Below are 19,584 nucleotides of genomic sequence, written 5' to 3'. Positions count from 1 at the left end.
AAAGGAAGTTTTTCTTGCAATATCAGGAAGCCATGGCTCTGGAGTTTATACGTTCTGATATTATCAAAAAGGTCTGTCCCAAAAACGGGACAGACCTTTTGTTCATGATATTATCGGTTCGTATCACTTTCAGGATGCTTCACGGCAGTTTACAGCAAACCTCGAATGGCTTCCGTCATGGCCTCAGGCGACTCCTTCGGCTCAAAGCGGGCAACCACTTCTCCCTGCCGGTTCACCAGAAACTTCGTAAAGTTCCATTGAATCTCGCCGTCTTCGGCCGGACCCGGCTGCTGCTGTTTCAAATATTGAAAGAGCGGATGAGCCCCTTCCCCATTCACTTCCACTTTGGCGAATACCGGGAATTGAACCCCATAATTCAGCTGACAGAACGATGCGGCTTCTTCACTGGTTCCCGGCTCCTGTCCTCCGAACTGGTTGCAGGGAAATCCAAGGATTTCGAGCCCCTGCGCCTTGAACTGGTCATACAGCTTCTGCAGGTCGCCATACTGCGGCGTTAATCCGCATTGGCTTGCCGTATTGGCGATGACCAGCACTTTACCTTCATAATCCTGAAGAGACACCTCTTGGCCAGAGGTCTTGGCTGCTGTGAATTGGTACACGGACATGTGATTACCCCTTTCTATCCTTCATATAGAATTGGCATTCTGCTGCTATTTACCCCGATGCTTGGCCTTGGCCTTCCTTACGGCGATCTCCCGCTTGTAAGCGGCCAGGGCTTCCCGCTGTTCCCTGCTTCGGCAGGCGCGCTGCTTCTTTGACTTCTCCAGCTCCAGGCGAAGCGCCTCCTGGCTCTGGGTGCTGACGCCGCGGGAGCGGGCCTCCTTCGCCGCCTGCCGGGCAAGCCGCTTCGGGTTGACCGACTTCACAGGCAGCCGCGCGGCCGGGACACTGCAGGATAAACGCTCCACCAGCGCGGGAAGATCGTTCATAACGTATTCCCACACTTCCTGCAAAGACGGCTCGGAACCAAAGACGTGACGGCCCGCCTTCCCGTCCGCTCCCTGCACTTCGACGACACCGACCCAATAAGGATCTTCAAAAAATACCGTGAGTTTCACCAGTATTCCCCCTCTGTATAAATCGGACCGAGGGACATCCCGAGGGGGGAAGGTTACTGACATGTGATCCGGGAGGCAGTGCTGGCGAATCGCCCTCTGCCACCGTACATGCGCCGCGGACTACCGACCGGGCTGTGATTTTACGATCCACTTTCCATGATACTCCAAAGCGGCCGTGATGCAAGTCCGGCCCCAATCGAATCCAATGAAGCCGGGAATAAGCCTCATATCGGCATGCGGCGGTTCATATACTTTCCTGTAACTAAAAGCGAGATTACTGCTGAAAAGGGGCCATACGCATGAATCATTCATCCAATCGGCCGGAGTCGGTCAGGCGGATTCCCCAGCCGATCCGCGGCCGCGAAGGGGCGACCGACGAGGGGCCGCGCGACGTGCTTCGGGACATGGAGAATCCCGACATGCTCGTTCCGCCGAAGACCGATAACGGGCTGATACCCAATTTAAAATTTTCCTTCTCCGATACGCACATGCAGCTGAACGAAGGCGGTTGGTCCAGGGAAGTGACGGTTCGTGAGCTGCCCATCGCCACCACGCTGGCCGGCGTCAACATGCGGCTCACCCCTGGCGGCCTGCGTGAGCTCCACTGGCACCAGCAGGCCGAATGGTCCTTTATGCTGCTCGGCAGGGCACGCATTACGGCGGTGGACCAAAACGGGCGCAATTTCATTGCCGATGTGGGTCCCGGAGATCTCTGGTATTTCCCGCCAGGCATCCCCCATTCCATCCAAGGGCTGGAGGAAGGCTGCGAGTTTTTGCTTGTTTTTGACGACGGACATTTCTCCGATCTGAATACCCTCAGCATCTCCGACTGGTTCGCCCACACGCCCAAGGAGGTGCTCTCAGCCAATTTCGGCGTTCCGGAAAGCGCGTTTTCAGGCATCCCTCCCAGCCAGGTTTACATCGAGCAGGAACCTGTTCCCGGTTCACTGGACAGCCAAAAGGTAACCTCGCCCTACGGGGAGGTGCCCCAAACCTTTACGCACCGCCTGCTCGCGCAGCCTCCGATCATCACATCCGGCGGCAGCGTGCGGATCGTAGATTCGTCTAATTTCCCGATCTCGCGCACCGTAGCGGCGGCACTGGTAGAAATCAAACCCGGCGGAATGAGGGAGATGCACTGGCATCCGAATCAGGACGAATGGCAGTATTACCTTACCGGCCAAGGCAGAATGACCGTATTCGCCGGTGGCGGCAAGGCCCGTACGTTCAACGTTCGCGCGGGCGACGTCGGCTATGTGCCATTCGCCTTCGGACACTATATCCAGAATACCGGAACAGACAGCCTCTGGTTTTTGGAAATGTTCAAAAGCGACCGGTTCGCGGATGTTTCATTGAACCAGTGGATGGCCTTGACACCGCGGGAGCTGGTGGCGGAAAACCTGAACGTCGGGTCCGGTCTGCTGGATGCGCTGCGCAAGGAAAAATCGCCTGTAGTCAAGCACCCCGGCTTCACTTACACGAAGCCAAAAGACGGCGCCCCGGACGAGTAACATCCAGGGGGCCGTCTTTTTTTCTAGATATAAGAAGGTATTAGCTTCGGAGACTTGGCTTCCTTGATACCGCAAGAAAAGTTAACGCTAAACGCGTTCCGTCTCCTATGAAAATAAGTCTCTAGACGTTATTCTAATTTCGCCTGTTCGTTCTGTTATCGTCCGGCGGCGTCCGCTGGAAGTCCGAACGCTTCGGCGATCAGCCGGAAGGACTGCAGCTTATCCTCAAAACGATGGGTAATGCTGGCGATCATCACCTCATCGGTATTGTATTCCTCGCACAGCTCTTCAATCCTGCGCTTCACCTGCTGCGGGGAACCGACGACCATCCGCTTGCGGTTCTCCTCAATCCGGATTCGGTCGTACCGCGAATATGGATATTCCAGCGCTTTCTCCACCGGCGGAGTGCCTCCAGACGATCCGCCCTTTTCCAATAAAATGAGTGAGAGATCCATGCTGGACGCAATCCGGTTCGCTTCCTCCTCCGTTTCGGCGCATACGGCAAAGATGGCCACCAGGGACTGCGGCTTATCAAAAATGGCCGACGGCTGAAAATGCTCCTGGTACCAGCGCATCACATCACTGCCTCCGGAACCGTTGATAAACTGGGCGAAGGCAAAGCCGGTTCCCTGCATGGCGGCAATCCCGGCGCTGCCCCCGCTGGAGCCAAGCAGCCACATTTCCGGAACGGTTTGGACCATCGGCGTGGCCAGAAGGCCCGCAAAAGGATGTTCCGGACTCAGGGAATCCGTTAAATAGGCGATTAAGTCGTCGATCTGATCGGCGTAACGGTCCTCGCCGCGCATCTTGCCTTCCTGAAGAGCACGGGTCGCCAAAGGCATACCGCCCGGCGCACGTCCGAGCCCCAGATCGATTCTGCCCGGATAGAGGCCTTCCAAGAGCCGGAAGTTCTCCGCCACCTTGTAAGAGCTGTAGTGAGGCAGCATCACGCCGCCCGATCCAACCCGGAGCGTCGACGTCTTCGCCGCCAGATGGGAGATCAGCACTTCCGGACTGGAGCCGGCCAGGTTCGGGGAAAAATGATGCTCCGATACCCAAAAACGGTGGTATCCGAGGCGTTCGGCTTCCTGGGCCATGGCCGCCGTCTGGGCCAGCGCTTCCACCGGATTGCTGCCTTCCGATATCGTTGATTGATCCAATATGCTCAGCTTGATCATTACGCATCAAGACCTTTCTGCTTATAACTGATTGCAGCCGGTGCTGACTGCTATTGCAGCAGCCGCATCCAGGTTTTGGATGAGCTGCCCTGCTATTATATCATGCGCTTGACGGGTTGCCGAAACGCTTGGCCGCAGAGAGGATGCCCGAATCATCCGAGTCAGAAAACAAAATCGGCCTCGCCGCGATAGAGTACGGTTTGCACGGGACGCCAACTCACCTCATGAGCAGATTTGGAGATTTGCCTCTAAATTCCGGGGCATCCGTGAGGACAAAAAAAAGGCAGCAGCTGTCCCCACCTGGGTTAGCTGCTGCCTTTGCCTTGACCGCGGGGCGCCGTTATTTCCGGCGCCCGCGTCCTCCCGCGCTCCGGCCTCTGCCGCCGGGAGCGGATGGGCGGCCCGTGCCGCTCCGCTTGGCATCCCGGCCGCCGCGGGAACCGCCAACCGGCGCGCCGCGTTCCGCGCGGGCCGTTTGGCCCCGGCCGCCGCCAGCGCTGCGGCCGTCACGCTGCCCGGCCGCACCGGTGCGGGAGCGGCCGGCACCTGCACCGCCTGCGCCGGCTTCGCTTCCGGCGTAGGCGCCGCGCGCCCGCTTGGCCTCGCCGCGGGCGCCTCTGCCTTCACCGCCCGCGCGTGCGGGGCGGTCATCCCGGCGCGGGCGGCCTTCACCGCGCCCGCCGTCTCTGCCGCCGCGTCCGCGTTCGCCCTGCTCCGCATGGATGGAGCGCGCCTTGGTCGCCGCGGCGGTGATGCCGGCGTCCTTGTCATACCGGCGCCGTTCAATGTTGTACTGGATGTGCTGCTCGATGCTTGCCAGCTCGCCTTTATCTTTGGGGGCGACCAGCGTGATGGCCATGCCCTTCTCCCCGGCCCGGCCCGTGCGGCCGATCCGGTGGATATAGCTCTCCACGTCATGCGGAATATCGTAGTTAAACACGTGCGTGACGCCTTCCACGTCAAGCCCGCGGGCCGCCACATCCGTGGCGACCAGCAGCTGCAGTTTCGCCTCGCGGAACCGCTTCATGACCGCTTCACGCTTCGCCTGCGAAAGGTCGCCGTGCAGCTCGTCCGAGTTATAGCCTTGTTCGAGCAGCGCCTCATTCAGCGTCGACGCCCGCCGCTTGGTGCGGCAGAATATGATCGCCAGAAACGGTCGGTAGGTGTCGATCATGGAGATCAGCGCCTCCTGCTTCGTCCGGTCCGTCACTTCCACGACGATCTGCCGGATATGGTCCAGCGGTACCGGCGATTTCTCCCCTTTGATCACCACGTCCTCCGCGTCCCGGGTATAGGCTGCGGCAAGCCGCTTGACCTCGGCAGGCATCGTGGCCGAGAACAGCATCGTCTGGCGCTTGTAGGGCAGCGCTTGAATCAGCGTCTCGACCTCGTCCAGGAAGCCCATGTGCAGCATTTGGTCGGCTTCGTCCAGCACGAGCATTTTGACGCGCCCGAGCTCCAGCGTGCCACGCCGGAGGTGATCCAGCAGCCGGCCCGGCGTGCCGATGATCAGCTGGCGCCCCCCTTCGAGCTTCCGCAGCTGCTTCTCGACGTCCTGTCCGCCGTACACGGCCAGAATTCGGATATCGGTCCCAGCTGCCAGCTTTTTTGCTTCCTCGGTAATTTGCAGCGCCAGCTCGCGTGTAGGTGCAACGACAAGCGCCTGCGGGTACAGCTGCGTCGGGTCTATTTTTTGCAGCATCGGCAGCATAAAGGCCAGCGTCTTGCCGGTTCCTGTACGCGCCCTCGCGATCACGTCGCTCCCTGCAAGCAGGAGCGGGATCGTCTCCACTTGCACCGGTGTCGGGATGGCAATACCGTTCGCCCTCAGTGTATTGACCAATGATTCGTTAACGCCCAAACTTGAAAACTTCAACAAAAATGCACCTCATTCATTAAGTTCCGCCTTTAGCGGGATATATAGTGGATTAACTCGGTTCAGACGCTTGTACTGCTATATCTTAAAAAGGAGGACCGTCACGTGACCCGTGCAGGGCCGCCGGACAGACCTCCCTTAAAGGATGAAATGAAAAACGCATGAATAACAATGTATGGATCATAATGGCGGCAATACGGGCAGCTAAAACCTGCCGGATTTGAATATGGAAAACAGCAGCCACAGCACCATCAACAGCGCCACAATAAAGCCGGTTCCGATCACCGGAAAATGCCACAGCACCGAGGATTGCTGATTCAGGGAAGAACCGATGATCAGTCCGACCATAATGATGCTGAAGGCAAGCAGCACGATGCTGAAAGACAGCCGGTTGCTGATCTGGTCGAGCTTCCTCATCAGGGCTTCCATCTCCGGAACGCTGATCTCAACCTTCAGCTTGCCCTTGCTGATTAACGATGAAATCTGCCTTGCCTGGTCCGGCAGGTCAAACAGCGCCTCCGCCAGACCCGCCGCTCCGCCCAGCAGCTTCTTGCGCAGGTTACGGGTGCTGAAGCGGTCCTTGATCAGCTTCCGTCCAAACGGCTCCGCCATGTCGATGATGCTGAGTGTAGGATCCAGCTTCTCGATGACGCCTTCCATCGTCAGCAGCGCCTTGCCGAGCAGCGTCAGATCAGGCGGAATCATAACTTTGTGACGCTGGGCGACCGCGAACAGATCGTTCAGCGCCGTCCCCATGCTGATTTCGGAAAAAGGAATATTATAGTACTGCTCCCGCAGACTGTCCAGATCTCTGCGCAGCTCGCGAATATCGCCGTCTTCCGGCATCATGCCCAGCCTCAGCACGGCGCGGACCATGCTGTCGGTGTTTTTCCGCATCAGGGCGATGATCAGCGAAGACAGATGATCCTTCATCTCCTCGCTAAGTCGTCCCACCATCCCGAAATCCAGATAAGCGAGGCTGCCGTCCTTGCGCACGAGCAGATTGCCCGGATGCGGATCGGCGTGGAAAAAGCCTTCGATGAAAATCTGGTGCAGCATGCTCTCCACGAGCTTCTCGGCCGTTTCCTTCAAGTCATATCCCTTCGCCACAAGCTCCTCCTGATGGCTTAAAGAGATGCCCCGGACGTATTCCATCGTCATGACGCGCGAAGATGTATACTGCCAAAATATTCGCGGGATGCACACGGTCTCATCGTTCTGAAACTGAAGTGCGATTTTCTCCGCGTTGCGGCCCTCCTGGGTATAATCCAGCTCAGCCCGCATGGAGCTCGCAAACTCTTCCACCAGGCGGGCGATTTGGTACTGCTTGACCCACACCCAGCGCTTCTCCGCTAGCGCGGTCAGGTCCCTGAGGATTTCCAGGTCTCTGACCACCATCTGCAGAGCGCCCGGACGCTGGACTTTGACCGCTACATCCTCGCCGGTCTTGAGCTTGCCGAGATGAACCTGTCCAATAGAAGCCGCCGCAATCGGCGACTCCTCAAACCATGAGAAAATATCCTCGATGGCGTCGTCCAGCTCCTGCTCGATAATGCCTTTGGCCGACTCGGACGAGAAGGGCGGAACCTGATCCTGAAGCTTGATCAGCTCCCGGATGATCGGCTCCGGCAATAGGTCCGACCGGGTGCTGGCCAGCTGCCCCAGCTTGACGAAGGTCGGCCCCAGGTCTTCCAGAACCAGCCGGATCCGTTCCCCCAGCGTCTTGGTTTGCGGCGTCTGATGGGTGATCCACCGTTTTGGGATGGACAGCATCTGGAACAGGCCCAGCTCCTCCACGATATAACCAAAGCCATGACGCATAAGCGCCATGGCGATCTCCCGGTAACGACCGGTATGTCTGATGCGCAGTGCCATCTTATTCCGCGGCCGGTCCGGAACGCTCTGCTTCGAGCTCCGCCACCCTCTTCTCCAATGTTGCGATGCGCTGTTCCAGACTGACGATGTCCTGATCGGAAGGAACGTGAATGTCCGTTAATACACGCCGAACCTGGTCCTGAATCCACGTTTTAAATTGGGACTGCTCCTCCTCGCCTCGTTCCACCAGCCGGTTGACCAGATCTTTGGATTCCGACGGCGCCAGCTCGCCCCGTTTGACCAGATCGTCCACGATCTTCTCGACTTTCTCTTTGCTCACTATGGTAAGGCCCCAACCTAATGAAATTGCTTTTTTAAACAGATCACTCATGGTAATTCCTCCCAAAGCTATAGTCAATATATTATACCCCCAAATGATGGGTCATATAAACCCGGGGGCCGTATTAACCCGGAAGATGCGCCGCCCACTGCGCAGCCTGCAGAATAAGCCGGCGGATCTGCGGATGGAGGAATGTCGGCTCGTGATGCCCCGGCATCAGAAAGGCGACTCTTCCCATACCGTAGCTATGCTTCCAGGCCGCCGGATGCCACGTTCCTTCCAGTTCGTATTCCAGCAGGACGGTTCTTTCGCCAAACGGGTCAAAATCAATCTGGTACGGCTCTTCGTCGAGTTCAAAAGGCTCGATGCCTTTCGTAACCTGGTCCTCTGCGCTCACCCGGAACGACAGCGGCTGGTACGGCGGATGACCGTTAAAACGGCCGCCGGCCAGCTGGGCCAGCTCATAGCGCCGGTTGCCGATAGACAGGCCGTTGTGAATGACAAGCAGGCCTCCTCCCTGGCTCACGTAAGACAGCAAACCCGCTGTCTGCTGCGGAGACACCTTCTCGTCCCACAAGTCGAAATAGCATATGCAAAGGTCAAACGGCTTCAAATGCTCCTCGAGCAGCAAATTTTTGTTTTCGCTGCATTGAACCGAAATGACATCGTTCAAAATATGGCTGATCTGCGCGTCCACCCCCTGCAAAGGGTGAAATTTCGGATGCGTGTAATCACCGAGTAAAATGCTTTTTTTCTTGTTCATTATGTTCCTCCTTGCTCGCTCTCGTTCCCTATAGCATTCCACACTTTCTGGAAAAAACCTTTAATTCCTTTCGTTTTGATGAAGGAAAAAGGGATGCAGCCAGCCGCATCCCCCCGTCTATATGGACATGTCCCTTTCCGTCAGTTTCGAACAAAATACCTTCCCAGTTCCACCATCATGCTGCCCATCCGCTCATCTTCCTCCGGCGAGCAGACGCGTTCGATGCCTTCTTCCCGTAGCGCCTGGGCCGTAATTTTGCCGACAGCCGCCGCGACCACTGGTCCGGAGAAAGCCGATACCAGCTTCGGGAGCTCGCCCTTCGCCCGGGCGTACTCGATCAGGTTGCGCACCTGCGGCCCGCTGGTGAACGCCACGGCGTCCAGCTCCGCCGCCGTAATTTCGGCGAGCAGCCGCGCAAGCTCCGCTTCCTCCGGAGCAATATGCTGATACGGCAGCACTTCCCGCACCTGGGCCCCCTGTTCCTGCAGCCAGGCCGTCAGCTTCGGGGCCGGATCGCCGTGCAGCTGAAGAATGACGTCCGCCCCTTGAAACGGATAAGACGCCAGCCCACGGATCAGACCGGCCGTGCTTCCGTCGTCATCCCGAACGATCGGGATCAGCCCTCTCTTCTTCAGCGCATTCACCGTCTTGTACCCACGGGCGGCAATGGACGAGCCCTGCAGCGCTTCGAGCAGTACAGCGCCAGCCCCCATCTCCTCCGCCACCTGATCGATGGCGTCGAGCCCCATACCCGTCGTCAAGATGACCCAGGCGGGGGGATTGGCGATCCAGGCTTCAATATCCTTGCGCAGCTTCACATCGTCGAGGAATACCGTTCCCTGTGCGGGACGAATCAGCGGAATGCCTCCCATGTTCTCCACAAGTTTGGCCATTTCGGCCGCTTTGCGGGGACCGGTTAACGCAATTTTTTTACCTGCCAAATTCCGAGCCATGCATCCTTCTCCTCATCAGGGTTCATGGAACCCGCCACTGTTTTACTAAACAGTATACTTGAAATTCCGCCCAAGGAGATGAAAAGATTCACAGACTTTTGACGGCAGCGGCGTTCTGGCGCTTCAACAGGCGGTGCCTTTTACGCTGGTTATACAAGAATCGAACGACAAAAAAGGAAATGACGCCAAGCACCAGGCCGAACACCGACATGCCGATCAGCACGTGAAGACCGCCCTGCAGCAAATGCTTAAATATGGTGAAATCGCCGGACAGCAGGTTTCTCCAAGCATGCTCCTGGACCGGAATATCCACCATTTTTTTCGGGAAAAACCATTCTCCGATTTTCTTGGCAAAAGGGAGGAGGACGATAGGAAGGAAAGTGAGCTTGCCGATGACATTGCCTATAATAGCTGCCGGAAGCGAGCCGCCGGCCAACCTTACCGTAGGGTAAAAAATCAAATACACCAGCGATCCGGTGGAAATGACGATCATCTCGAGCCCGAACCCGAGTGCAAATCCGAGCGACACTTTGCGTGCTCCACCCGGGGAACGGAACAGCTTGATCATGTTCAGCTTGATTTTCCGGTAAAACTTATGAAAAATGTTGTAGTTTTTCGATTTGGTTGTCATGTAATCACCCTTCAGGTTTGCCTAGCAGGCAGGACATCCCCTTCAGCCGCAGGCTTCAGGGCCGCCCGTTCCTTCTATTGTATCACTTTTATCCCCTCTAATCTAACCGAAAGAGCCTGTTTTATTTTTGCCGAAAGAAGGATCAGGTAGCATCCTCCCGGGGTTCCTGCATCCGGGGTTTTCGATGGGGCCGATGGAATAAAAAGATGAAGATCGGCAGCACGATGACAAACACCAAGGCCACGACGGTCCACTCCCTGTCGAACCGGAACACTTCGACCGAATTGGGATAGATCCAGAATGCTGTGACCACGGCGAATAACCCGATGGGCGAGGTCATCATTTTTCCGGAAATCTGCGGGATCATCGTTTTTAATCCGTAACAAATGATGAACAAGCTGGTGGCGATATTCAGCAGAACCGCCGGAAACCAGAGGCCAACGAGCGGCATGTCGAACCGGTCGAGGAAATCCGTTATTTTAATCTGCCGGGACATTTCGTAAGACGGGTACATCAGGCTTTCGGCAATGGGTATGCCTACCAGCAGCGAAATCATAATGACGATCAGCAACAGCAGCCCTGTCGACAGGAGCAAAGCGTACATCCCGTCACGGATCCGGTAATCTTTGCTTGAGAAGATGAACGGGAGCGCCAAGATCTGGCCCAGGTAAGAAAAGACGACCCAGCTCCCTTTGCCGACGCCCGCCCAATCGACATAAAAGTAAGGCTTGATATAGCTGAAATCAAAATCCTTGGCAACGATAAACGGTATGATGAGGACCACCGTTGTCATCATCGGCCCATACAGGTCGGCAATGCCCATCACCGTCTGCACGCCTCCTCTGGCAATAAAAATCACCGTCGCCGTAATCGCAATAGAAATGATGAAGATCGGCGTGAGCGGCAGCAGGACGACATTGGTAAAGTCGGCAACCATACGGATATCTCTGGCCAGGATGATAAAGAAAAATATCAGGTACAGGAAGGTAATCACTCTTCCGAGCACTTTATGCCGGCCGTTCAGCGATTGGAACAGGTCCTTCCCGGGGAACCGCTTGGCGCTTTTGGACAGCAGCAGAAACATCAGCGCAACGACGAGTCCCGCCGGAAAAAAGGACAGGTAGGCGTGCTGCTTGGCATAGTTGGCCAGCTCACTCGGTACGTGGATTAATGTGGTGTTCAAGATATAGGTGATTCCGAGCATCCTAAACTGCCGGTTCGTCACTTTATTCACAGCCCTGCCTCCTTTATTGCGATGTCACATTCAAAAAGGAACGAATTTGTCAAGATAATGTCCCGCCAGTACCGATCCGTACACGACGTGGCCAAACTGCAGGCAGTAGGCCCATATACCGAATCCGCCTGCGAGCAGAATATAGGCCAACCAGCGGTTAATCCCCGGAATGTCGCGAATGACCTTCCGATCGACCAGGATCACCAATATAGCGGCCAAGATATACAGCCCCAGAAGCTTAATCATTCCTGATTTCCTTTCTGCCGAAGGGCTTGCCGACGGCTCCGATATTCTCGATATGAAGCTCAGGTTTTACGATAACCCTGACCTCGGGATATACTTTCTTCCAATTGCCCTTAAATCTCTGCCAAGCCTTAGGGTCATTCTCGTAGATCGACCTGCCGAATCCCAGAATATCCGAATTGTATTTATGCTGCAGAGACCGCATGGCGAGCTGCACTTTATCGACAATCTCCTCGCTGGCCCGGCGCTCCAGGTCCCGGAGGCTATGCTCATCGCTGATAATGCTGTTTGAATCATTTTCGTACACGGCGCCCTTGGCGTAAATTTCGATGGTCATCGTGATATCGTTGCCGCGGACAACCGGTTTCAGCTTGGCCTCATTTTCACTGAAACGGATGGAAATGTGCCCCTTGCCTCCGGGCCCGTCGACGATAATATCCGGTGAGGGGGCCTGGTTCATGGCCAGATTGATGATTTTGCCTTCCTGCCCTTCCAGGGCTCCCACGAACTTGTCTTCATCAAATAGGGCCAGGCCCGTAACCTGGATATTATTTTTGGATGTTCCCACGCCCGGAGGTACCGCTTCTTGAATAGACAGGAACGGAAGGGCCACGTCCACGCCATCTGTCATGAGCGTGTTGACCAGCTGTTTCAGCGAGTCGGGCCTTTTCGTGAATTCGTTGATCAGCTCCCGGATCATCTCGCTGGAGAATTGCTCCATCGGCGCTGCGGCGTCCAAAATTTTGTACGCCGATCCGCTTGTCACCGCCACCAGCGATGACAGGCGATTCTGAGGAATCCGGGCAAATTGGTCCAGCATCGGTGCAATGCCGTCCCTGGCGAAATCCTCGCCGATAAGCAGCACGCGCCGGTGGGAGAAGGAAAGGTTCCGGGAGTTGCCGGCCTGGATTTCCATATTGGCGCTGCGCAGCGTAATGCCCGTTTTCGATTCCAGGTAGTAGGACTTTCCGCCGCTGGTGCCTCCGCCTCCGCCTTTGCTGCCTGCCCCGCCTAAATTCCCCGGCAGGGCGATCTGGAGGGCACTTCGGTACATCCCGTTTTCCTTGTCGACGGAAGATCCGATGACGAAGGCAACGTCGTTGATTTCTTTACGGTCCCAGCAGCCGGCCAGCGCAAGCGGGCTCAGGAGCAATAGACCGGCTACCGCCCATTTCTTGATCATGTCCATATCACCACACCTTGTTTGATTGCGGGGTACCGTTGATCTCCTTCTTCTCGCGCACCCGGTCTTTCTTCGATGCCCAGGATGGGCGCCGCTTCATCTTCCACCATGGGGCGCGAACGAACACGTCCTTGTTATCCTGAACATGGAAAGGGCTGATGCCGGACATATACGGTACGCCAAAGGAGGTCAATTGGGTCACGTGGACCAGAATCCAGACCGTGCCCAGCACGATGCCGAACAATCCGAACACCCCGGCCAGAATCATCAGCGGAAACCGCAGCAGGCGGACTGTGATGGCCAGGTTGAAGCGCGGAATCGTAAAGGAGGCGATCCCCGTCATCGACACGATAATGACCATCGGGGCCGATACGATGCCGGCTTCGACCGCAGCCTGACCGATAACGAGTGCCCCCAGGATACTGACTGCCTGGCCGACGGTTTTCGGGAGCCTTACGCCTGCCTCGCGCAAGGCCTCAAAGGAAATCTCCATAATGAGCGCCTCGACGAGCGCAGGAAACGGAATTGCCTCCCGGGCAGCCGCGATGCTGAGCACCAGGGTCGAAGGCAGCATGTCCTGATGATAGGTCGTCGTAGCAATATACAATGCAGGTAGGAAGAGGGCGATAAACACGAATAAATACCGGATCCACCGGATGAAGTTCGTGATGAAGAACCGCTCGTAATAATCCTCGCTCGCCTGCATCAGTTGGAAAAAGGTCACCGGACCGATGAGAACGAACGGCGTACCGTCCGTGAATATGGCAAAACGTCCCTCCAGCAGCTGGGCTGCTGCGGTGTCGGGGCGCTCGGTGTACTGGAGCTGGGGAAAAGGCGAATACGGATGGTCCTCGATCATCTCCTCGATATACCCGGATTCCAGTATTCCGTCGATTTCAATGTCCTTGAGCCGCTTCTCTACGTCCCGGATCATCTTGGGATTCGCCAGTCCCTCGATGTACGAAATGACCACATCCGTTTTGGTCTCTGTCCCGAGAACGATGCTCTTCATCTTCAGCCTCGGGGACTTAATCTTGAAGCGCAGCAGCGCCGTATTGATGCGAAGCATTTCCGTAAATCCTTCGCGCGGCCCGCGGATGACCGCTTCGGTCTCCGGTTCGGATACGGTTCGGCGCAGTCCGCCTTTCACATTGAACAGATGGGCTTCCGAATACCCGTCTACCAGGATAACCGCGCTGGAATTCATCAGCCCCTCGATGACGTCCCCCCACATGGTGGCGCTGTTGACCTGGGACAGGGATACGCGCGTATTTTCCAGCGGCTCCAGATCGGGGTCCTGTTCCTTGTCCTTGTCCCCCTCATTCTTCAGGCGAACCAACCCCTGGACAATGGGCTGGATCATATGGATCTGAAGCTCTTCAGAGAACACGATCCCTTCCACAAATACGAGCAGGGCTTTAACGCCCGGGGCAACCTCCATGCTCCGGTAGACCATGTCCGAGCAGTCCTTGAAAACATCCTTCAGCAACTCCGTATTGGCTTTCAGATCCTTCTGGATCGGCACCTTATCCAACGAAGGAGACGGCAGACCCAGTGCCCTGCCTGTTGGAAGGGCCATGCGCGGCTTATCCGGTGTTGCACCGCCTTTTTTCATCTCCACTAGTCACCTCGATTTCCGCTCCTTGCCAGCAAGAAGGAATTTAACCGTAGGTTGTGCCAGAAATGGATAAATTATGTGGATGGCTCGGGGAATGTACAAAAAGGCGCCACCCGCTTGCAGCTTCGGGTGGCGCCTGCCTATTCATCGCCGTTAGATTTTAAATTGTGCGACCTGTTCGAGCAGCTGCTCAGCCAGCTTGTTCAGACTGGCCGCCGAAGAGGCAATCTCCTCAATGGAGGCAAGCTGTTCCTGGGCAGAAGCCGATACGGCCTGTGTGTTGCCTGCGGCAGCTTCCGAATACCCCTGAATGAGCCGAATCGACTGTTCGACGCTTTCGCCGCTCTGCGCAAGCGAGCGCGACGCCTCGGCGGCCGAGGCGATGTCCGCGCTGGCTCCTTTGACGGCCTTGCGGATCCGCGTGAACGACCGTCCTGTCAAATCCACCGCTTCGATGCCCTCGGACACCCTCGTCTTCGCGTCGTTCATGGCGGACAGAATCCGTGTCATCTCGCCCTTCATGCCGCTGACGAGCGCCTCGATCCGCTGGGCCGATTGCTCCGACTGCTCCGACAGTTTCCGCACCTCGATCGCAACGACCGCGAAGCCCCGTCCATGCTCTCCGGCTCTGGCCGCTTCGATCGACGCGTTCAGCGCCAAGAGATGGGTCTGCTGGGCAATGCCTGTGATCAAATTGACGATTTCGCCGATTTGGGAAGTACGCTCGTTCATCGTATCCACGATGCCGTCGAGATCGCTGACCGTCTCGTGGATGCTCTGGATTTTGTCCGTGACGCTGATCACGGCCGCGTTGCCTTCTTCCGCCGACTGGGTCGTCCGCTGCATCGTCTGCATGACATCGTCCATGTTGGCCCGAATCCGCTGGGACTCCTTGGACATGACCTCCATGCTCACCATGCTCTGCTCCACACTGCGAAGCTGCTGCTCACTTCCGGCGGCGACCTCCTGGATGGCTTCGGTCACATGCTCGATCGCTTTGGTCGTCTGATCAGCGCCTGCAGCCAGCCCCTTGGCAGACGCATTCACGTGATCCGTGATTTCCTGGACACTGACGATCATTGTGCGGAGATTGTCCACCATCGTCTGGAAGTGACGGCTGAGATTGCCGATCTCATCCCTCTTCGCCGTGTCCAGATCCTCCCGCAAATCCCCCTTGCTGATGCGCTCGGTCGCCAAGGTGAGCGCGGAAATCGGCTTAATGATCGAGCGGATATTGAACAGGATGATGGCCAGGGCGGCCAGAATGGATATCGAAATGACCAGGATCACCGTGTTGCGGATGCCGCTGACGGCACCGGCTACCTCTTTGTCGTACATCGTTCCGGCTATTTTCCACCCGGTGAGCTCGTTCGTCGTGAAGGACGCCCGCTTCTTCTCATTTTCGTATGTATAGCTGAATGTTCCTTCTTGGCCGGCAAACAGATGCTTGGTCACTACTTCTTCCGCGGGTTCCCCCGTCTTGTCCGGATGCACCACATAGTTTTTTGCCGTATCGACGATCACGATGTATCCGTCCTTGCCCAGCTTCATTTGGGTCAGGCTGCGAATCGTATCCAGATTGAGCTCGATCGACATGACGCCTTTGCCTGAAGGGAGCATCTGGGCGATGGAAGCGGACATTTGGCCGTTGGCCGCTTTAAACACAGGCGAGATGGTCGCGCCCTTCCCCTGCTTGATCGCCCGGATATACCAGTCCTGCTTGCGGACGTCGTACCGTTCCGGCAGCGGGTCCTCGGAGGCCCGGACGAAATCGCCGCTATCCGTGCCCAGCAATATATCCTTGACCTCCTTATGCAGGGTGAGATACTGCCTCAGCTGAGCCTTGAGCTCGCCTCCCTTGCCGGTGGGATCGCTTTCAGCACTGGCTACATAAGGCTGCTGAATCAGGTAAGCGAGATCATCCACCTTGGCCTGGATGTTCTGCGTGATGATCCGGTCAGCGGATTGGCTGCTCTCCAGAGCGTTGGTCATCAGCGTTCCCTCAATTTTCCCTTTGGCCGACTGGTAAGACAGCATTCCGATCATGACGCTGGGAATGATCAGTACGACGAGATACGATACCAGCAACTTTCGTTTAATGGACAGCGACATTCGTTTCACTAGCAGTTTCCTTTCTACTGGGTAATCTGTATCTCCCACCCTCAAACTTGTTACTTGAGTCACGGTCTATATGAGCACATTATCACAGATTGTTCTTGCTCATCCCCATAACATTTCTACATATATCCATTTTCTTTAAAATTTTTGAACTTATCAATAGGTAATAAGAACTAGTAAAAGCATCTCTCAGGTGTCATTCATCCGATAGAGTTCAAGGCATTTTCTCCGAGGGATACGGCGTTTTGCACAAAAAAACAGCCTGGTGCTATGCACCCAGACTGCTTGCCGACTTGCTGCTGATTATTGACTCCCGGTAAATAAAATCATCGCTGTTTGCCTCTGAAGGCAGACTATCGTTTTAACGCGTTCGTAATCCGTTCCTGCAGCGCCACCAGCTCTTCCCGAACGCGGGCGATCTCCTCAATTTTGACGTCCAGCAGGCCGATCTGCTTGGTAACCGCTTCCCCCATCTGCTCCAGCTCAGCCGTGCGCTGGTCATCGTCAGACGAGGACGAAAACTTGCTGCGGTGGAGCTCCACCTGCTCATGAATCTGCAAATACTCTTGAATCTCCTGCAGAGAAAAGCCGAGCACCTTGCGGGCCAACACGATATTTTTCAAATGCTGCACGTCATCTTCTGTATATAAACGCATGCCTCCGTCAGAGCGCTCGGGTGATTTGATCAGGCCGATTTCCTCATAGTAGCGGATCGTGCGCTTGGTCAGGCCGGTTTCCTTCGCCACATCATCAATTTTAAGCCAGTCCATTCCGTTCCTCCCATTCAAGATTCTCCCCCAAGTATATCGTTCTCCCCGGCGGAATGCCAATGCGCGGAGAGCGGCAGGCGGGGGACTCAAGGCAAATGAGAAAACAATCGAAACGCCGTCAGGCGCTCATGAATAGGGGGGAGAAAGCACTAAACGCTGTCCTTCGGTTTTTCTCCGATCAAACCAAGCAAAAACATTTGGGAATAAGCAAACCCGCCATGAAGCTTCTGCACAATCGCGGGAACGGTCAGATCATGTTCCAGATACATCGAAAGGATGCGGTGCGTGAATTGTTTTTGATCCGTTAGAGAGAACTCCTGAAGCTGCTTTACAAAGTCCTTATCGATCTGCTCCCTCCCTCCTAGCTCCTGCTGCAGCCGGTAACCCGCCACATACAAATCAGCCGCCGTTTCTTCGTCGGTTTTGCGGTGCTCGGCGACATAATCGGCAATCCAGTCCCTGACCAGGGTGGAAGTATCCTTATGATTATCCTTTGCCGCCTGCTGAAAGCTTTCTTTCAGCTCTTTCGGGAGACGGATATGCAAACTTGAATCCATTGGTCGTTCCTCCTATTTTAGCATCAATATACGTACGATATTACACACAATGTGTACACAATGTCAACACACATATCAAAAACAAGGCAGCCAACCCTTAGATTGACTGCCTTGTCCAGCTGCATTGTAATTTAAGCCTGCTGCGCTTTGCGCTGTTCCAGCTCCTGAATGATTTCGGTGTATTTGCGATCCGTCAAATTATAGAAGAAGATCAGGACCATCGCGCCCAGCGTCAGAATGGCCGGAGCCAGCGTGAGCGAAAAAGCGATGCCGTGCAGCGCGGTAACCGTCTGTGCCTGGTTAGCCACATACCCGGTCAGCGTAAGCAGAATACCAGAGAGCGAGCCGGCAAGCGCCGTCGCGACCTTCTGGGCGAAACTGAAGGAAGCGTAGCTGATACCTTCGGCCCGAACCCCGGTTTTCCATTCGCCGTAGTCGACCGAGTCCGCCGCCATCGTCCAGCCGACGACCCACGGTACGGTGAGGGTCAAGCCGATCAAAGCCGAGAAGATAAAAATCAGCGTAATACTGCTGTAGCTCGTAAAGTACAGACACACGCTGCCGACGATCGTAATCAAAAAGGCGAGCTGAAGTGTGTTTTTCTTGCCGATTCTCTTTTCCACAAAAGGAACGCAGGCCATGCCGATCATGCCCATCAGGAGGACCACCGGGATGTAATACGCCGCCAGGTCCTCACGGCCTACATTATATTTGAAATAATACGCCGGAATGGCGAAGAAAATCGTGTTGGCCCCGCCGCTCAGCATCATGGCAAAGGACGAGAGCAGGAGCGGTCTGTTTTTCGCTAACGTTTTCAATCCGCCCGTGGTGCTGACTTCCTTCTGGATCGGAATCCGCTCCTGCGTGCTCTTGAAGCAGCCCAGCAGCAGCACGATCGCTACGATGGCGTACAGCCCCACCGTGTATTGATAGCCTTTGGCGGTGTTGTCGCCGCCGAACCAGCTGGCCAGCGGGCTGGTGGCATACGATACGATGAGCGTCGCAACATTGGCGAAGATCATGCGGTATGTCATCAGCTTCGTGCGGTCTCTCTGATCCTGTGTAATGACAGGCGACATAGCCGAATAAGGAATGTTGACCAGGGAATACAGAAATCCGAGCAAAATATAAGTCACGTACGCATAAACCAGTTTACCGGTGTTCCCCATATCCGGCGTCGAGAAGCATAATACGAACATAACCGACAGCGGAATGCTGCCGAACAATAAATAAGGTCTGAAGCGTCCCCATCTTGAATTCGTTTTATCGACGATCATCCCGATGATCGGGTCAAAAATGGCATCCAAGAACCGGGCGACCAGAAACAGCGATGCGACGGCCGCCGGGCTGATGCCGTAGACGTCCGTGTAGAAGAACATCAGATATACCGACGTCATGCCCCACACGAAGTTGTTGGCTGCGTCGCCCAGCCCGTATCCCATCATTCTGAATGAGCTGAGCTTGCCGTACACTGATGCCGCTGATGTTTTAGCTCCCATGTGATTGCCCCACTTTCAAAAATTCTTCATTCAGGATGTTTAGGTGAGCTCCTGATATATTCAATTATAGGAAACGCTTGATATCGCTTTCATCGCGTTTTTTGCTCAGAACCTTCACGTTTTTTGTTGAACCGGTCCGGACGCATCCGGGTTCCGGCGGCAGTTAGGGGAATCATGATGCCCGAAAAGCGCAAAAAAGGTACAGCCGTTCCAATG

18 protein-coding genes are annotated in these 19,584 nt (G+C 55.7%); 1 reads left to right on the top strand and 17 read right to left on the bottom strand.

Annotated elements, in window-relative coordinates:
* Positions 1–149: 149 nt before the first annotated feature.
* Both IAE55_RS25060 and IAE55_RS25055 read right to left on the bottom strand, forming a co-directional pair.
* Positions 150–626 carry a glutathione peroxidase gene (locus IAE55_RS25060; RefSeq protein ID WP_076171834.1) on the bottom strand — a complete coding sequence of 159 codons (477 nt, stop codon included), beginning with the start codon at positions 624–626 and terminating at the stop codon, positions 150–152.
* Between the two features lie 45 nt (positions 627–671).
* Positions 672–1,079: a YjdF family protein gene (locus IAE55_RS25055; RefSeq protein WP_200634197.1), complete on the bottom strand. Its 408-nt coding sequence runs from the start codon at positions 1,077–1,079 to the stop codon at positions 672–674.
* 299 nt (positions 1,080–1,378) lie between these two features.
* Between IAE55_RS25055 and IAE55_RS25050 the strand changes: the two genes are divergently transcribed.
* Positions 1,379–2,590: an oxalate decarboxylase family bicupin gene (locus tag IAE55_RS25050; protein ID WP_145162840.1), complete on the top strand. Its 1,212-nt coding sequence runs from the start codon at positions 1,379–1,381 to the stop codon at positions 2,588–2,590.
* 155 nt (positions 2,591–2,745) lie between these two features.
* On the opposite strand, the gene IAE55_RS25045 is transcribed toward IAE55_RS25050, so the two are convergent.
* From IAE55_RS25045 to IAE55_RS24975, 15 genes are all read right to left on the bottom strand, one after another.
* On the bottom strand, positions 2,746–3,768 hold the full coding sequence (locus IAE55_RS25045) for an LLM class flavin-dependent oxidoreductase (RefSeq protein WP_200634196.1): 1,023 nt from the start codon (positions 3,766–3,768) through the stop codon (positions 2,746–2,748).
* Positions 3,769–4,108: 340 nt separating this feature from the next.
* Positions 4,109–5,644 carry a DEAD/DEAH box helicase gene (locus IAE55_RS25040; protein WP_442793349.1) on the bottom strand — a complete coding sequence of 512 codons (1,536 nt, stop codon included), beginning with the start codon at positions 5,642–5,644 and terminating at the stop codon, positions 4,109–4,111.
* Between the two features lie 204 nt (positions 5,645–5,848).
* Positions 5,849–7,519 carry an ABC1 kinase family protein gene (locus tag IAE55_RS25035; protein ID WP_152399930.1) on the bottom strand — a complete coding sequence of 557 codons (1,671 nt, stop codon included), beginning with the start codon at positions 7,517–7,519 and terminating at the stop codon, positions 5,849–5,851.
* A 1-nt stretch (position 7,520) separates the two neighbouring features.
* Positions 7,521–7,850, bottom strand: a complete 330-nt coding sequence (locus IAE55_RS25030) for a phasin family protein (RefSeq protein ID WP_076171846.1) — start codon at positions 7,848–7,850, stop codon at positions 7,521–7,523.
* Positions 7,851–7,923: 73 nt separating this feature from the next.
* On the bottom strand, positions 7,924–8,562 hold the full coding sequence (locus tag IAE55_RS25025) for a ThuA domain-containing protein (protein WP_076171848.1): 639 nt from the start codon (positions 8,560–8,562) through the stop codon (positions 7,924–7,926).
* A 140-nt stretch (positions 8,563–8,702) separates the two neighbouring features.
* Positions 8,703–9,515: a uroporphyrinogen-III synthase gene (locus tag IAE55_RS25020; RefSeq protein WP_200634194.1), complete on the bottom strand. Its 813-nt coding sequence runs from the start codon at positions 9,513–9,515 to the stop codon at positions 8,703–8,705.
* Between the two features lie 88 nt (positions 9,516–9,603).
* Positions 9,604–10,146 carry a DUF2062 domain-containing protein gene (locus tag IAE55_RS25015; protein WP_200634193.1) on the bottom strand — a complete coding sequence of 181 codons (543 nt, stop codon included), beginning with the start codon at positions 10,144–10,146 and terminating at the stop codon, positions 9,604–9,606.
* A gap of 142 nt (positions 10,147–10,288) precedes the next feature.
* On the bottom strand, positions 10,289–11,380 hold the full coding sequence (locus tag IAE55_RS25010) for a GerAB/ArcD/ProY family transporter (protein WP_152399926.1): 1,092 nt from the start codon (positions 11,378–11,380) through the stop codon (positions 10,289–10,291).
* Between the two features lie 30 nt (positions 11,381–11,410).
* Complete coding sequence (locus IAE55_RS25005) at positions 11,411–11,626, bottom strand: hypothetical protein (protein WP_144526402.1); 216 nt, start codon at positions 11,624–11,626, stop codon at positions 11,411–11,413.
* Positions 11,619–12,806, bottom strand: a complete 1,188-nt coding sequence (locus tag IAE55_RS25000) for a Ger(x)C family spore germination protein (protein ID WP_200634192.1) — start codon at positions 12,804–12,806, stop codon at positions 11,619–11,621. The genes IAE55_RS25005 and IAE55_RS25000 overlap by 8 nt, the downstream gene beginning before the upstream one ends.
* A gap of 7 nt (positions 12,807–12,813) precedes the next feature.
* Positions 12,814–14,385, bottom strand: coding sequence for a spore germination protein (locus IAE55_RS24995; RefSeq protein ID WP_234489848.1), 1,572 nt, complete (start codon positions 14,383–14,385; stop codon positions 12,814–12,816).
* A 192-nt stretch (positions 14,386–14,577) separates the two neighbouring features.
* Positions 14,578–16,536, bottom strand: coding sequence for a methyl-accepting chemotaxis protein (locus IAE55_RS24990; protein ID WP_234489847.1), 1,959 nt, complete (start codon positions 16,534–16,536; stop codon positions 14,578–14,580).
* 359 nt (positions 16,537–16,895) lie between these two features.
* The gene (locus IAE55_RS24985) at positions 16,896–17,312 is read right to left on the bottom strand and encodes a MerR family transcriptional regulator (RefSeq protein ID WP_105445556.1); all 417 of its coding nucleotides are present in this window, start codon (positions 17,310–17,312) and stop codon (positions 16,896–16,898) included.
* A 149-nt stretch (positions 17,313–17,461) separates the two neighbouring features.
* Positions 17,462–17,869, bottom strand: coding sequence for a ribbon-helix-helix protein, CopG family (locus IAE55_RS24980; protein WP_076171863.1), 408 nt, complete (start codon positions 17,867–17,869; stop codon positions 17,462–17,464).
* A gap of 131 nt (positions 17,870–18,000) precedes the next feature.
* Positions 18,001–19,368, bottom strand: a complete 1,368-nt coding sequence (locus IAE55_RS24975) for an MFS transporter (protein ID WP_145162824.1) — start codon at positions 19,366–19,368, stop codon at positions 18,001–18,003.
* Positions 19,369–19,584 lie beyond the last annotated feature (216 nt).

The organism is Paenibacillus sp. S28 (genome assembly GCF_016624415.1).
Lineage (GTDB): Bacteria > Bacillota > Bacilli > Paenibacillales > Paenibacillaceae > Paenibacillus_AQ > Paenibacillus_AQ favisporus.
The sequence above is the reverse complement of the archived record's forward strand: the minus strand, read 5'-3'. Positions and strand labels throughout refer to the sequence as shown.